Below are 16,265 nucleotides of genomic sequence, written 5' to 3' on the forward strand. Positions count from 1 at the left end.
CAGTGGCCTTATAAAGTAATTAAATGAGCAAACTGTCAGCCACCTGTTTTAGCAAGGCACTGCCAAACAACTAACGTTAATAAATCGTCAAGTGCCTGGGGTGAAGAGGGTGTGTTTCAGCTTGTTGCGATTACCCACCGTGCCTGATTGAAGAAAAGAGATTCGTCGATAGTGCGTATTGCCGCGTTTGTCTATTAATCGCACCGCCAGGTCCCGCGATAGTTTATCTCGAGGTCCGGGTTTAGCAGGATCATTCGTTTCGCGTATATACGAGACGTCGTCAGTACGGTGCAAACTGATAACTAATGATCCTTTCTCAAACCCTCTATCAACCACGGTTATATCAAGAGGTTTCGCTGGCGCGACGTTCTTGACGGACTCATCGAATACCACATATTCAGGAGGTTCGATCTCCGGTTTAGTTGGATCGGGTTCAGCGGTTTCATGAAAGATATACCCTGTCCAACTGAACATTTTTTCGGACAATTGCTCGCTTTCCCAACGAACAGTGGAAGTCGAAGGCGAAGCATATGTTCCGACGCCCTGCGTGTCTAAAAACTCCACGGTCTCGAACGTTGTCCCTTCCCGGTTAACTCTTCCATCGTATTTCAACTTCCAGTAATCGACAGACTGCAAGTGAAAATCAAAATCATCATCTTCCCCAGGGTTTTCAGGATCGCCTCCGCCTGAGCCGCCGTCGATCCGTTCGCGTACGAAGCTATACTCCGCGTCAGAAAACACCGGAAGTTCCAGTGGCGTCACGTTGATCTTGCCATCGAGCGCAGACTTTCCGACAGAGGTCCACAAATTATTGTCTTTTGCGTCGAACGCCGCATGGAACGTCTCCGAGGTTCCTTCTCTTCCCCGGGAATGGAGGAAAAGGTTGATCGTAGTGACGATTTCCGGTTCGGCGCGGGTAGGCAGATCTTGTGACGGCATCATGGGAAGCGCCATCACGAACCGATTCGCGATTCGACGGGTGCGCCACTCGGCCTTGTCATTTTCTGGTATACCGGGAAGCGCAGCGTCCACGAACTGCAAATCACTGTTCGAAATGTTGTCCACCAGCCTGATGCTGCTCCTTTCGGTCGCGCTCAATGGATAGACCTTTGTGCCTACCGGCATCGTTTCGATTCTGATCTGTACCCTGAGTTGCTGGTAGCCATTGCCGAACAGCCTGCCCGTTCGACCTTCTTCAGGCCCGTTTGGAACTTTGAGGGTGAAATACTTGAGGTCTTTCCAGGTCGGTTCCGGTTCCAGTTCCGATTGCCCGACAACGCTGTAGCCGCTGGAGAGGATCACGCCGTTGCGCACGATTTCGCACTGAACGACGCTGGTGGAGGTAATGCCTTGGGCCGGTGCAGTGAATCGCCCGGAGGCATCGACGGTGCCGCCACCGCTGATGACTTTCCAACGCCGCGTCGCGCCTGGCAACAGCGTGGTATCGTCCTGGAGTTGAACAGATGTGAAGGCCTTGATCGCTGGAACGTACCCGGGGGCGACTTGCAACAACTGTTGGTTATTCACCAGCACTAGCGATGCCTGGCGCTTTTCACCACCCGACGCTTCCAGTCGTTGAACAACCAGCCCTTTGGCTTTTGCCCGAGCGTCGGGAAAGAACCGGGCCTGGCCGGCGCTTTGGCTCAGGGCGCCGTATTCAGGCGCCAGCAACGACCAGGTCACCGTTGCATTGGCAGCAGTGGACGCCGTCAACACAATGGGATTTGCTTGCGTACGTGCTCCATAAACCGCCACTCGCGGGGTAACCGTCATTTCATCGAAGGCAACCAATAGCAGCGCCGAAGCTGTGTAAGTGATGCCCTCGTTGACGTATTCAGCGGTCACCACCACGTGCAGTGAATCATGGCCGATAAGCGCTTTGGAGGCCGAGGTATATAACCCGTTTACAATCGTGCCATGGCCCTCGGGTGTATGACTCTGCAGGCTGACGGCGCTCCATTGACTGGCCTGGATTTCCTGCCCTTTCCAATTGCGCAAGGTGTAGCGTTGGGTGTCGCCGGCCTTGATGGTCTTGAAGGCGGGGTCCAGCGAGATACGTGTCTGTTTCGCACTGACATTGCCGAAGACCGCCAGATCACGGGGTGTATGCCGTTCGCGCTCTTCGAAAACGTTCTGTCCGGGAAACAGCAGGTTTTTCAGGATATCCGCTTGGTTGTCTACGACATACGGAATCATCGCCTCGGACAGCACTAGAGAGGCTGAATACCGCTCGCTGCCATCCGCCTCCTGATTATCGGGGATCAAATACGGAAAGTTGGTATCCGGCGGGTAGCGGCCATCGGTGGCATTGCCACGCAACCGAATGAATACCACCACGCCGCCATCTCCATAATTCAATGCATTTTTTATCTTGGCGCCTGGCGCTGACTGGGTGGCAATCCGGAACGACTGCGGGGTCAAGTGGTTGTAGCCTTTCAAATCAAGCATGCCCAGTTCGAAGACACTTCGATCCGCGGGCAATGCTGCGAAACGCCGTTTGAAAAACTCGGAAAATTGCGCATTCGCCACGTCATCATGATCAGCGATATTGCAACGAAAATTCACAGCATCGGACAAATTGAGTTTGACCTTGCCTTGCCTGTCGATCTCGCCAACCACCAGCGAAAGATCAATATCCATTTCCAGTTTAAAGCCGGCGGGTTCAGTGAAGTTGAACTCCGACAACAAGGTGGCCTGAGCACCGGGCGTTTCACGCAAAGCGCTATAACGGCCGGCAATGATGTTCATCGTCAACACGGCACTGGAGTTGGTCAGTGATGCGGTGTTGAATGACAGCAGCGGCTGCCCTAGCGCAATGTCTTGCAGTTCAACATTGTCGTAGCTCCCTTCTTTCAAGGAAACTCGCCCTGAAAAAGCAGGGATAAACCCGTAGCCATTGAACCGTTCAATATATTGTTGTTCGAGCAAACGATTGATCCGGCTGCGGCTGAATACCGAAACAGCGCCCCACCCTTGAGTGATCGAACCTTCTTTCATCCGAGCAAGCAAACTTTCCAGCGAATTACCAGACATGATAGTGCCCCTCTGCCATTGTTTAAAAAACAAAGCAAAAACCGCGTTATTTCAATTCGATAACGTTTTTATTGAGCCGACTTGCCAACCAGGAAAGTGAAGTCTTCGAAGGGTAGCGGCAAAATAATATGACCCAAGAACGTCCTACCGATCACTTGCACCGATACGTACACCAGCACAAATCGTGTTTTGGCCATGGGGTCGTCGCTATACAGCCCCCCATCGTCGATGTAACCAGGCCCGCCGATCGGCAGACTCCATTGACCGTCAATGGGTTCTCCGTCGAAAAAGGCCTGCAACCGAACCTGGCCAGGGCCGGGATTACCGACAGGCTTGACCACCACGAGCGGGTCTTTCTGAATGACCAGGATAGACGCAGACCGGGTGCGTGTGCCTTGCCGGTCCCGCACCTCTATCTCATCGAGGACATAGTTCTTACCGGTTACTTGAGGGCCGGCGGTATAGGTGCAGGTACTCCCACTGACGACAAGCTTGCCACTCTCGCCTTCAATCGGGTTCTTGATCGACCAGACAAGCTCGTTGCCGTGCAGGTCATTGGCGGACAACTCAACCGCATCGCCGAAATAACACTCATATACCTGTGGGTTGATGGTAATCGGATTCACCTGAACCGTGAGCAATGTCACGCTTCGCTCATCGGTATCCGGGTCAATGGCCGCCACCAGCACACGGTTGAACGAACCGGCTATTGCATGGCCGGGCGGTGCTTTATACAAACCGGTTTGCGGATCGATGCTTCCGGGTTCGCTGGCACTGCCAGGCAGACTTTCAACAACCCAGCTCAATCCGCTGCGTTCCGGCTCCGTGGTGAACTTCAGGGTCTCGCCGGCAATAATCAGCGGTTGTTGCTGGACAATGGAAAACGCCGAGCCCGCGGGATTGATCTGGCCAAACACCGCCAAATCAAAAGGCAAGGCCACGTGGGAAGCCTGCAACGTACTGGCGCCGACAATTTCAACCTCTTCCAGATAGGTTTCCGACGCCGTGGTCGTCAGCGTATTGGAGAAGCGTTCGAGGATCGCCCGTTTGACCGTATTGGCGACGAAGTCCCTGATTTGCTCCAGCTCATTGCTGCCCATTGCCGGCAGCCCGGAAACGACCTCCACTTCCTGTGTCTCGGTGTACGGCGTGGACAACTCCCCTTCCATGGCCGACACGCCCGACTCGTCCGCCCATAAACGGAACTCATGCTGCAGGTTGATGTTGAAGACGCCAGTGAGGTTTTTCCACTCCGCTCCTTTCAAAGGGCGGTATCTGAAAGGCAGCGTGAAGGTGCTCTGCCAGCGTTGCGTCACCAGATTGCGATCAAACTCGACCGTCAGCGGCAATGCCCCCTCAACCGCCGAGAGGCTGATGGGATCGGCGTTGAACTCATATTCGCTGCTTTCATAAATGCTTCTGGGCACTGGCAGGCTGCCTGCCTTGGCCACCAGTCTGGCCAATGCTCCCCCCTCCCCGGCGACGTGATCGAACTCAGCATCATCAAGCAGCTGTAAAACCGCCTGGCCGAACGCGGCACGGTGGATCAACGCCTGCGAGAATAATTCGGTGGCCGAATAGCGATGTTGCGCATCGTCGTCGGGAATCAAGTCTTTGAAGCCGGCGTTGTCTCCCGGAAAGTCACCCGAACCGCCATCGACCATGCTGGCGAACAGCACCACCGCGCCGCGCTCATCGACAGCGGCAGGCGTGTGCGTCGACACGTCGCGTTTTTGCGTGCGCACATCCAGTCGACGCGTGGACATCAATGGGTTGCCCTCACCGGGGAATGTCGCCACGGTGTGCACGCGCCTTTCATTGTCCATGCCGTCGAACCAGGCCTTGAACAGTGCCCCGGTGGCGCGTTGCTGCGCGGGGGTACCGACCATTGTCAGCAATACTTCCTCGCTGTCTTTAAGATCCAGCAGGACACTGCCCGCATCGGCGGTTAACGGCAGCTTGAGCGTTACTTGCATTCCGTCCCTTGGGTCGTGTTCGCTCAACTCAAGGATTCTTTCCTGGCCCTGGACAGTTTCCACCATCATGTGTGTGCCACCGGCCACCGCCAGGCTCAAGGCCGTTTTATCGGTTTGAAAGGAGGCATCGCCGAACGACAATAGGGGCGCCGCCAGCCTGAAACCGGACAGATGTTGGCTGATGTTGGTTTCGCAAATATCGACGGAGCCCGAGAAACTTCCCAGATCGGTGCCCCGGCTCAATCGCGTGGTGTGATCTTGCCGCAGCCCCTGATTGATCATGCGACCGTCCAGGCTGACGATCAGGTCCCAGCCCAACATGCGGGAGTTGTCCTTCATCCACGCCAACAAGCTTTCCAGCGAATTACCGGCCATGATGGTGGCTCCCGGCTGAAGTTATTTTGTGTGTTTGATTGTGAGTCGTCATGTGCTCACCCCTTCAGGCGAGCGGGAAACTCGACCAGGGGCAGTGGCAGGATCAGGTGCCCCTCAAATTTGCGCGAGCCGAATGGCACCTCGGCGAAAATCAGGGCGAAGCGTTGGGTGGACGTCGGCGCCGCCCGATACAGGCCGGTCGAGTCAATCGAACCCTCGCCCAACGGGAGGCTCCACACGGCGTCTTCCTTTTCACCGTCGAACAACGCCGACAATTGAACCTGACCCGTCTGCACATCGATACGATCGATTTGTACCGCCAGCATGGGATCCTTTTGCAACGACAACACACGGACCGACCGAGTGGCATTGGTCCGGGGGTTTTTGACTTCTATTTCATCGAGTACGTAGGTCTTGCCCGCGACCACTGGCCCGTGGTGATAGGTGTAATGACCCCCGGGTTTGACACTGGGTCGCAGTTGGCCGCTTTCACCCGGGACAGGATTCTTGATCGACCAGACCAGTTCGCCCTCATCCATCACGCCCGCGGTGAGTTCTACCGTGGCGTCGATGTCACAGATCTGGATCAAGGGATGGACCGACAGTTCGTTGGCCACAATGGTCACCAGGGCCGAGCTGTGATAACCCGTGCCTGGCGCGGTCGCCGTGACGCGGACCCGAGTGAAACGGTTCTCGATCGACGCGGGTGCCTGGTACCTCCCACTGCTTCTATCGATGGTCCCTGGGTTACCCGTGTCTCCAACCAGATTTTCAACCTTCCATTGCACGCCTGTCACCACCGGGTCGGTGCTGAACTGCTGGGTACTGCCTTGTTTCATCAACGGATGTGTCGGAGTGGTCAGGAATGTGGTTTGTTGAGGATTGATGCGCCCGAAGAAGCCGATGTCGTGAGGTGCGTAAATTTCGTTGCCTTGTATGGCTTGGCCGAAGTTTAGTTTGACTATTTCGTCAATAGTTGAATTGACTGAATGTTGGGAGTTCAGTAGCTCCTCAAAAAATGTCAATATTTTCGATACGATTGTAACGAATGCGTAGAAGCTTGCGACAAACGATGCAAGGTGTGGAATGAGCGGATCAAAAAAACCGTTGATTTGGTTTTCGTTCGAAGCCTGATGCATCGACACGATTGGCTGAACATCCGATTTCGTCTGGACTAATACGCCCTCCCCCTGAGTATCTCTAAACTCGTACTCCATTAACATATCAACACCATATTGCAGTACAAATGTAGCGGGGTCCTGCCCCTCAGTGTTAAAGGTAGTATGAACGTTTGTTACTGATTGCCAACGCACTGCAACTGTTCCGTTCGACAGATCAACCACCAGTGGCGCCGATCGGCTGACTAATAACTCATACGCGCCTATGGCAACGTTTACGTCATGCTTAGAGCCATCCAGCAGGTAGAATGGTGCGGTGGCGCTAAAAGCTTCAAACGCTAGCGACCCGGACATGAACGTCACTTTTAACAGCCTTCCAGAATTATCGCGTACTAATTCAACCTCATCGCCCGAGACAAATTTTAAAGCCTCTTTCAGCAATGTCATTACCATTATCAATTGCTGATCAAACAACACCGTGGCGGAATAGTCTTTCCCCTGGTCATCAGGGATCAAGTATTTGTAGTTAGCACCTGGCAAATTTCCGCCTTTCTCCCCTTCCATGCAAACCAGGGCCAGAATGCAGCCATTGCCGGAGTCGACAGAGCCACCGTCATGCTGAGTACGCAACTCGAATGAATCCGGACGCATTAGCCCATTTGATCCACGCTCAATCTTGCCCAAGGGATAAATTCGTTGCTCGGGCTTCAACTTATTAAACAAGTCTTTAAAGAAGTTGCCGCCGATACGCTGCTCATTCTCCGACTCGGCAAACGTCAATCTGAAATTATCACTTTCACTCAGATCCAGTAGCACTCGCCCGTCAACTTCGACATCACCGGGCACCTGATGCAACAACAAGTCCAGGTATAACTTCGGACCCTGCAGCGGATCTATTTCATCAAGCTTGTAAACCTTCCATCCGACGCTTTCTTTCTCGAGGGTTAATTGACTTCCACCCATGACCGACATCGTCAACATGGCCTTGGAATCGTTAAGATCAGCATTTTCAAATGAAAGGAGCGGCACGCCCATGACAAAGTCATGGATCAACTCCATTCGTTTGTTTTCGACAATCGGTACTTCGCCTTTGATGGCTGGAATGTAGCTACCCACGCCAAAACGATTTATATATTCCTGCAGAACAATCAAATTCGCTTTACGTCGTTCAAGGGCAACAACCAGCCCCCACCCCAACATTTTCGACTCATCTTTCATCCACGCCAGAATATCGGCCAATGAATTGCTTGACATAATTCCACCTCACCAATGAGTTAACTAACGTCTCGCGCAGTGCTACAAAACCAGCAGGGGTTCAATATAAGAATGTTTCTTGTAGCTGACACCGCCATCGAAACTGATTTCAACGGTTACATCGAATTTTACATTGAGCATCAACGTAGCCAGGTAGGACCGAGGTAACGGCACTTTCAATTGGCCGAGGGTATATTCCGCTTCGGTAACCTGTTCGGCATCGCCTATGCGCATCTCAAAACGCTCTTCACCGCCCGTTGCCAAAAGGCCATTGGCAATGACCCTCACACGCTGCCCTTGGGCAAAGTACGGCCATTTGATCAACGTCAGTTCCAGCGAATCGGTCACCGTTGCCAACGACACTTTGGCATTGTTGTTACCTTCAGGAAAACTGACCTGAATAGACCGCCATTGTGACGCTGGAAAGTCATTGATTCGAAGATCTATCAACTTGGAGCGTACAGTAGCCGCTCCGGTCGGCGTGACTTCATAGTAAACAAACAGACGTTTGCCCAAGTTCGCCGGCACGTACCGCGGAGGGATGAAGAAACGCCTTTGATTGCCAATCGAAGGGTCAGCAACACATCGGCCTGACTCTGAAAAACCATCAAAGATCATTTGCACTTTGCCACTCACCACTGCCTCGGGCGGATACTGAATAAAGATACCCTCCGTGGTGTATTCGCTCAGCAAGTAGCGCTTATACTCTTCGTCTTCACCTTCATGCTCAGCATCTTCGACGATGGGGTGAGGAAGGTTTAGTGGCTCGCTAAGAGTCAAGGTCCTCTCTACCGAAGTGCCCGCGTTACCGACCCGGGCGTATTGGTATGACAGGCTAATTGTCAATCCGATGTTTTGCATCAACCATTCATGGCCCAGTTTGATGTGCAGTCTTTTACTGTCCAGTGTCGATTGATCCACTCGCACCGTCTTGACCTCGAGCGTTTTGCCCAAGGCGTACAACACCACGTCATCGCCCACTTGAATGCCGTCGTACCACGGAATACTCAGCACAATACCTTTTGGAAATGCCTCAGGGTCGAGTATGTCACCGTCATAGTCCTTGATTGCAAGACGTGGCAACAAATCGCTCGTAGGCGCAACCAGGTGGAACTCCTGTTTTTCCGAATGGGTGGTTGGCCTCACGGTTTCATCGCCGTCGTCGGTGGCATAGTCGATGCGATAGCTGAATGTTGCGTGGAAAGATGGAAACTGGAAAAACTTGCTTGGTTCCACCGTCCACTGCAGAGGGAGCCCAATGTCGCTTTCGGTCAAGGTTTTCTCACGTATGACCGGATCAATTTCAATCGGAAATCCTTTCTTCTCAAATTCAATGGTCAACGGCACGCTATCGCCAGCTGACATCGCTTGATAAGCCGGTGCAACAATCACCAGCATAACGTCCTTGATCGCCCTCGGATCAAACTCGAGATTATGTGACTTCTCGAACTGGGCAACCGGTAACAGCGTCGTCATGCCGGCCGGCGCTGAATCGGATAGTTTTGTCACCGGTTGCTTACTTGCCATCATTCAACTCCTTTACTTGCCAGGCATCGATGCCAGTTGCACGGCGGTATCAGTCAAGTTGTTCGTCGTGGATGGCTAGTTTTTACGCCTTGTTTCGCGACCTGCCTACTATCAGAACTGATAGGTTCCCCGACGCGGGTTGGCTGTTATTGTTTTTGCCAACCGCCTGTGTTGAATCACTGAATGCAGATAAAACGCCGCGTTAGTGGGCCTCTTTGCGCGCCGGGGCAGCTGAAGTTCGGAGCGGTAGACGCTGACATCGCGGATACCGACAAATGTTTCGGTTGGCGGTTTTACCTATCGACAACGAGGTGCATTTCAATGACCGCTACCAGCTCCGTGTCCTCAAACGCACTCAACTTCATGAGTGCCATCAAAAATGGTGTCGACGAACGCACCGGCCTTTACAAGGTGTCGATCAGCCTCCCCGAAATCAAAACCAACGATTTGCGTGGGCCGGGGTTTGCCTTGGCACTGGCCTACAGCCCGCTCAATACCCGGGACAGTGGCTACGGTTATGGCTGGAACATGCAGCTGACGGAGTACTCGCTCGGCAGCAGGATCCTGTCAGTGAGTACCGGTGAAACCTTTAAAGTCACCGGCAGCGAAAGCGAAGGCGACAAGACTCGGCTGGTGATGAAAGAGCAGAGACTCGACAGCTTTCACTTCTATGAGGTGAAGAGAGACGAACTGTACCGAGTCGTGCACAAGTCCGGCCTGGTTGAAATTCTGGAAGTGCATGGCAGTCTGCAGAATCGGGTGGCGCTGCCGGTCGAGATTTACTCCCCCGCGGGACACCGAATCAAGTTGCAGTACAAGACGTTCAACGGCGTTCATCAGATTCTGGAATGGATCAAGGATGATTCGGACGTCACGCTGTTGACGCTCGAACGCGCCAGCACGTTCATCAAGATGATGCTGCGACCCTTTGACGGCCCTGAAGACGGCCCGCTCGCAACGTTTGAAATGACCCTGGAGTCCTCAACCAATTACGTCACCCGAATCACCCTGCCCACAGAAGAGCGCGCTTCCTGGCGATTCGCGTACGAGATTATCAACAACCAGCTGTGCATGCAGTCGGTCGAAACACCCAGTGGCGGGCGTGAAGAAATTTACTATGACTTGGACGGGCACCGGTTTCCCGGTGGAAGCACGCGCAGGCTGCCCAGGGTGAGCCAGCATCTGACGCTGACGGGCTACAAGGACCAGCCCGTCCTCGATGTTCGCTACACCTACAAAAGTCACCCCAATGACACGGAGACAAATTTCCTGGGCTACGGGCTCAATATCGACTGGCTCGACGATGGCTTGGACAATCTCTACAGATGGCCAGATGACTATGAGTATGTGTGCATCGAAACCCTGTTTGTCTCGGACCGCGCAGTGCGGACCATTGATAGAAAATACAACAAGTTCCACCTGTTGACCCAGGAAACGACCACCCAGAACACGCATGTCAGGACAGTCAAAACCACTTATAACCTGACGCCAGGGTACTCGTTCGATCGCCAGCCCAAAAACTGCCAGTTACCCCAAAAGGTCGAAACCATTTGGTCAATAGCAGGTAATTCGAACAGTCGGCGTACTGAAACAGAAAGCAAAACCTACGACAGCTACGGCAACCAACTGGTGTATACCCAGGCCACCGGCGTTGTCGAAACCCAAACGTGGTACCCCGCGAAAGGGGAAGAAGGTCAGTGCCCGCCCGACCCGGAAGGCTTCGTGCGCTATTTGAAGGACGTTACCGTCACCCCGGCTGCGTCAACTGACAGCGCAGCCCCCACACTGCGCACGCGCAGCCGGTATAAAGAGATGAAAGCGCTGGAGGGCACCACGCTGCCGAACTGGATCACCCTTGATCGCCAGGTGCTGATACAAGTTGAGGACGGCATCGAGACTGAACTGGAGCATACGGATTACAAATACGCCGACGATCCGAGCGATCCATTCCTTCACGGCCGCCTCTCCAGCCAGGAAAAGACCCTCAATGGCAACACGACCGTCATCTCCTATTCCTACGAAAAGCTCATCAGCGAGAAACTGAAGATCCCCGTGCAGAAAACCACGGAAATCCTGACGACCTCTTTCGATACGGTCAAACGAACCGTCATTCGCGAACACTCACTGTTCACATCACAGGAAGTGTTGAACCGCATTGACGGGGTAGAAATCCATTATTTCTACGATGCGCTGAACCGGCTGGTACGTGAATTCGTCAACTCCGAATCCTTCCCGGCCGAACGCACGTATGAATACACCCTTAGTACGGCGTACGGGCAACAGGCCGAGCAAACGGCTATCAACGCCAAAGGCGTCAAAACGCGCAGTGTCATGGATGGCTTGGGCCGTCTGGTTTTCCAGGAGCGCGACCATGTCTATAGTGATAATGCCGAACAGGTCGAACAAACCTACGCAGCCGTTTACGATGAGTGGGCCAACCTGGTTGAAGAGACCGATTTCGACTGGCTGGACGGTAAAGGCCTGAAGCTCAAAAGCAGTTTTTTTTATGACGATTGGGCGCACCGGTACCGCGTGGTGGGCTCCGACGGTGTCGAAACCTACGACACCATCGACCCTATCGGGACAGCAGACTGGCGAGCTCCGATCCACAAAAGCTGGACCCAAAGCGACGACACGCCCCCGGTCAAGAGCGGCATCAGCAAGGCCTGGATAAACCTGTTCGGCAAGCCGGCCAAGGTCAGCAACCTGGATGCAGCCGAGGCGGAGTATGCCACGCAGGACTACGAATATGACGGCCTGGGGCAGACGACCAAACACACGGATGCCTCGCGATTCGTCACCCGCTTTGCGTACGATGCCTGGTCGCGCCTGATCACTACCACCCTGCCCGACGGCAGCATCGTCACACAATCCTATGCCGCTCACAGTAGCTCGGAATTGGCTGTCGCATTGAGCGTGAAAAGCGGGGGAAAAGACATCACGGCAGGTGAGCAAGTGTTTGATGGTTTGGGTCGCCTGACCCAGTCGACCACCGGCAATCGCATTGAGCGCTACACCTATCAGGACGATCAGCTCCAAGTCAAAACCAGGACCACGCCGGCCAACCAGTGCATCGTGTATGACTACAACCTGGACCTCACGGCCAAGCCGATCAGCTGTCACGCGCCGGACGAAGCCGTCGACTTCACATTTGATCCCGTCAGCGCACGTCTGACCCAGGCCCGCAGCGGACAAGGCAGGCGCGAATACACCTACGACGCCGCCAACCAACTGCGCAGCGAGCACTGGGTGGATCAGCAAGAGGTGACCTGGGAAACCCTCTACGCCAGCTCCATGCAAGGCCGGCAACTCAAGCGCACCGATGTGAAGCAAGCAGACGGCACAGGGCTGGACACTGTTTATGTCTACGATGACTACGGACGGGTAAAAAACATCAGTCAGGGCCAGCTCTACGTCGAGTACGCGTACAACCGCCTGGGCCAGGTCGCCAGTACCACCACCAAGGACCTCGCCACTAACAGCTCCCTTGTGACGACACTTGCGTACGACCATCAGGGCCGTGAAATCCTTCGCACCCTGGAGCTGGATGAGCAACCTGTTCGTACCCTGGAGCAGATCTGGAAAGTCGATGGCTTGCTGGCAACCCGAGATTTAAAACAAAACGGCGTAACACTGCTCAAGGAGACGTTCTCTTATGACTCCCGTGGCCGCCTGACCCTGCACGAGTGCGAGGGCAGCACACTGCCCAGGGACGCTGAAGGCCGGCAGATCAAGGACCAGTCCTGGTACTTCGATGCTCTGGACAACATCCTGATGTCGACCACGACATTCCCGGACGACACAAACGAACTGGCGTTTTACAGCTACTCCGAAGACGATCCCTGCCAGTTGAAAAGTATTGAGTATGCGTCCGCCCGATCGACTGCGAACCCGACGTTCAGCTACAACCTCAATGGTTGCCTGCTCAACGACGAACGCGGAAACAACCTGACCTATGACAGCCAGAACCGTCTGCTGCGCGTCGAAAATGCCGGCCAGGTTCTCAACCGGTATTGGTATGACGGCCACGATCACCTGGTCAATTCACAACAGGGCAATCAGAGCGAAACCCTGCATTTCTATCAGGATGAGCAGTTGACCAATACGGTCCAGAACGGCCGCAAAATCCAGTTTCTTTCCTACGCCGACCAGCCCTTGGGCCAGCAACAGGCCGGCGATAATTCCCAGACGTTGCTCCTGCTGACCGACCCCAACCACAGCGTTATCGGTGAAAGCCAACGCCGGGAACTGCGCACCGCCGTGTATAACGCGTATGGCGACCGCCACGGCGAAAAACCGCTGCTCAGCCTCAAGGCGTTCAACGGCGAAGTCCGTGAAGACCGCGGCTGGTACCTGCTGGGCCGTGGCTATCGTGCTTACAACCCAAACCTGATGCGCTTCCACAGCCCGGATTCGCTCAGCCCGTTCGGCAGTGGCGGCATCAACCCCTACAGCTATTGCCTGGGTAACCCGATTGCCCTGCGCGACCCGACCGGGCATTCCTCGATTGGCTGGAGCGGCAGATTGAAGCGACCGGATGAGAATGAGGTTCGGAAGCGGCCGATGGGTAGCAGCAACGCCTGGTTATCCTGGGTGTTCGTTGTTATAGGTGCTGTTGCTACTGTGGTGTCGGCCGTATTGACAGTTCTCACGGCGGGCGCTGCCGCCCCACTTTTAGGGGCGGCTTTTGCCTTCACCGCTGCAAAAGCCTCAGTGCTTGCTGTTGGCACAGTCCTTGCGGTCGGATCGACAGTCACCAGCGCGATCAGTGCCGCCACCGGGGACAAATCGGCGGGTGAATGGGGTATGTATCTGGGACTGGCTTCTTTTGCAGCTGGGGCGGCAGCGTCGGTTCTTGGTGGTCTGGCAAAAGTCGTTGGAGAGGGTTTTGATGACCTGCTGAAACAACTAAAACCCCTTTCAACGGGAAATATGCGGGGCATGGGACCTGATAGGGCTAGAAACCTGGCAGCCTCAGCAGCCGCAGGTATGGATGATGCACCTGGTCAGGGAGGCTGGGGTCTCAGTCGTGTTTTGCGACGGTACCTCCCACGCGCCTGGACTGGCAGGCAATCGAATCCTGTTAGTCCTCAAGCCTCTCCAACAGTAACAACAGCACCGGCTTCTCGTCCTGGTCCGTCCGGTTCTGCAGTTCAGTACGGTTCGAGAGACGTCAATTGGCGAAGCAAAATAGAACCCGTAAAGGTCACAGACGAGTCTACAAGTGGCGCACAGGCGGGCAATACAAATATTCGTAGTGACGACCCGATGTCATACTGACCCAGCAACAAGAGCACAAACACGCTTGTTGCCAATGATGAAGTGTGTAGGAGCGCTTGCTCGCGAGCTAGCTAGCTCCTACAGATTTCGGTTCGCATCCCCAACCTTTAAGAACACAAAAAAGCGGGCTTGCCATCATCGACAAGCCCGCTTTTTCACAAAACCTCAAAGAACCAATGTCGGCTTCAACGGCAAGAAGCTCTGCCAGGTCAGCTTGTTATCGAAGCTCACTTTGAACGTCACTTCCAACTGGCCGCCGATCCTGTAGCGCTGCAGATTGGCCTTTGAAATCCGCCCTACAGGCATATTGGTTTCCACTTCCGGCACCGATGCCGCTGTCTGCACCGGAATTGTTAACTCGGTGCCATCGATGGCGGTGCCAACCACCGCGATGGTGAAGAACTGATCCCGTGCGATGAGTGTCCAGGGCCGGATCGTGAAGTCGGCCCACCCCGTCGTCAGGCTTGCCAGGCTCAACTGGTTGCCCGACACGTGCGAGCACTGGACGATCGGCGTCCCGCTCAAACTATCGACACGCAATTCATACCGCGTGGATTTATGCGGTTCGACGACGTCTGGTTCGAAGACGTCGTACTCCACGAACAGTGTTTTGTCGATGTGCCAGGCTACCTTGGCGGCGGGGATGCGGAAATCCCGCGTGTTCGGAGCGATCGGTATGTCGGTGCGATGCGCACCCGGCGTGTCCTTCTGCGCCCACTGCAAAAACAGTTGCTCGCCAGGATGGATGTCCGCTCCGGGCAACACGGTCACTACCGCACCACTGACGGCATCGCGTGGGTTCAGTACACCTCTGGAAGTCGATCCGACAGCGTCCTTGACCTTGACTGCCGGCAACCGGCGCGGAATGGGAGTGGCGTCAACGTCCAGCTCCACCGGCTCGGAACGTTGACTGGGGTTTCCCGCGCGGTCTTGCACCTGATACCACGCGTAGCGCCAACCGTCCTTGCGTTGTCGAATCAGCTCGCCCGTAATGGTGATGACCAATGGGTCAGTGTAATTTTTGTCATTGAGTACGATGACGCCGCCCTGCTCCTGGTTGCCCGGCGACGAGCCCCAATACCAGGTGATGCGGTCCCCGGGTAGGGGGGAAATATAGGCAGGGCGGATAGTCGCCTCGACCTTATCGAGATTTTGGTCAAGGTAGAGGGCGGTGAGTTTGTTCGGCGGGAGGATTGCGGCAGGAAAGTCCAATTTGCTGTTGCTTGCAAGGAGTGGCGCAACGGTATCGAGGGTCATCACCAGGTCGAACGAGTCTGCCTTCTCGCCGTTGTAAATGGTGATGGTGTAAGCAAACCGGTGCTCCCCGTCATTGCCACGCAGCCATGCCTGCGGCACGACGACATAGCGGTCCGTATCACCGATGGGCTGGGTCCACTCACGGGTCACCAGCGGTGTCGGATTACCGTCGACGAACAGCTCAACGGTTTCCTTGCCTTTCGTAGGATCGGAGTTGACCGGCACGGTAAACCAGACCTTCAGATCGGTGCGGGTCAGTGCCTCCGGTAACAGATTGGTCTCACCACCCGGTATGTCGGGCAGTAATCCTTGCACCTCGGGTGCGGACATTGTCGGAATGCGGGGAGAACGGTTATCGCTGAACTGAACCATGAACAAGACTCCTCGGATAAAAAGCAAGGAAGAAAACCCCGGCTTCGGGCCTTCCTTCCTTGCCTTATGAAAA

The 16,265-nt window shown here is 54.7% G+C and carries 6 protein-coding genes; 1 reads left to right on the forward strand and 5 read right to left on the reverse strand.

Annotated elements, in window-relative coordinates; all coding sequences use genetic code 11:
• Positions 1-87: 87 nt before the first annotated feature.
• The 4 genes from ACA057_RS17285 to ACA057_RS17300 all read right to left on the reverse strand — a co-directional run bounded on the left by ACA057_RS17285 (position 88) and on the right by ACA057_RS17300 (position 9,283).
• Entirely contained in the window at positions 88-3,033 is a 2,946-nt protein-coding gene (locus ACA057_RS17285; protein ID WP_497340741.1) for a hypothetical protein, read from the reverse strand.
• 68 nt (positions 3,034-3,101) lie between these two features.
• Positions 3,102-5,384 carry a hypothetical protein gene (locus tag ACA057_RS17290; protein ID WP_497340743.1) on the reverse strand — a complete coding sequence of 761 codons (2,283 nt, stop codon included), beginning with the start codon at positions 5,382-5,384 and terminating at the stop codon, positions 3,102-3,104.
• Between the two features lie 56 nt (positions 5,385-5,440).
• The gene (locus tag ACA057_RS17295) at positions 5,441-7,756 is read right to left on the reverse strand and encodes a hypothetical protein (protein WP_497340745.1); all 2,316 of its coding nucleotides are present in this window, start codon (positions 7,754-7,756) and stop codon (positions 5,441-5,443) included.
• 42 nt (positions 7,757-7,798) lie between these two features.
• The gene (locus tag ACA057_RS17300) at positions 7,799-9,283 is read right to left on the reverse strand and encodes a hypothetical protein (RefSeq protein ID WP_497340747.1); all 1,485 of its coding nucleotides are present in this window, start codon (positions 9,281-9,283) and stop codon (positions 7,799-7,801) included.
• 321 nt (positions 9,284-9,604) lie between these two features.
• Between ACA057_RS17300 and ACA057_RS17305 the strand changes: the two genes are divergently transcribed.
• Positions 9,605-14,563 carry an RHS repeat-associated core domain-containing protein gene (locus ACA057_RS17305; RefSeq protein ID WP_497340749.1) on the forward strand — a complete coding sequence of 1,653 codons (4,959 nt, stop codon included), beginning with the start codon at positions 9,605-9,607 and terminating at the stop codon, positions 14,561-14,563.
• A 165-nt stretch (positions 14,564-14,728) separates the two neighbouring features.
• Here ACA057_RS17305 and ACA057_RS17310 read toward each other — a convergent pair whose 3' ends face one another.
• Positions 14,729-16,192, reverse strand: coding sequence for a hypothetical protein (locus tag ACA057_RS17310; protein ID WP_497340751.1), 1,464 nt, complete (start codon positions 16,190-16,192; stop codon positions 14,729-14,731).
• Positions 16,193-16,265 lie beyond the last annotated feature (73 nt).

The organism is Pseudomonas sp. LBUM1661 (genome assembly GCF_059695925.1).

Excerpts from the sequence above, each read along its gene's own strand:
- ACA057_RS17310 (WP_497340751.1), bottom strand. The coding sequence starts at position 16,192 with ATGGTTCAGTTCAGCGATAACCGTTCTCCCCGCATTCCGACAATGTCC.
- ACA057_RS17285 (WP_497340741.1), bottom strand. The coding sequence starts at position 3,033 with ATGTCTGGTAATTCGCTGGAAAGTTTGCTTGCTCGGATGAAAGAAGGT.
- ACA057_RS17300 (WP_497340747.1), bottom strand. The coding sequence starts at position 9,283 with ATGGCAAGTAAGCAACCGGTGACAAAACTATCCGATTCAGCGCCGGCC.
- ACA057_RS17290 (WP_497340743.1), bottom strand. The coding sequence starts at position 5,384 with ATGGCCGGTAATTCGCTGGAAAGCTTGTTGGCGTGGATGAAGGACAAC.
- ACA057_RS17295 (WP_497340745.1), bottom strand. The coding sequence starts at position 7,756 with ATGTCAAGCAATTCATTGGCCGATATTCTGGCGTGGATGAAAGATGAG.
- ACA057_RS17305 (WP_497340749.1), top strand. The coding sequence starts at position 9,605 with ATGACCGCTACCAGCTCCGTGTCCTCAAACGCACTCAACTTCATGAGT.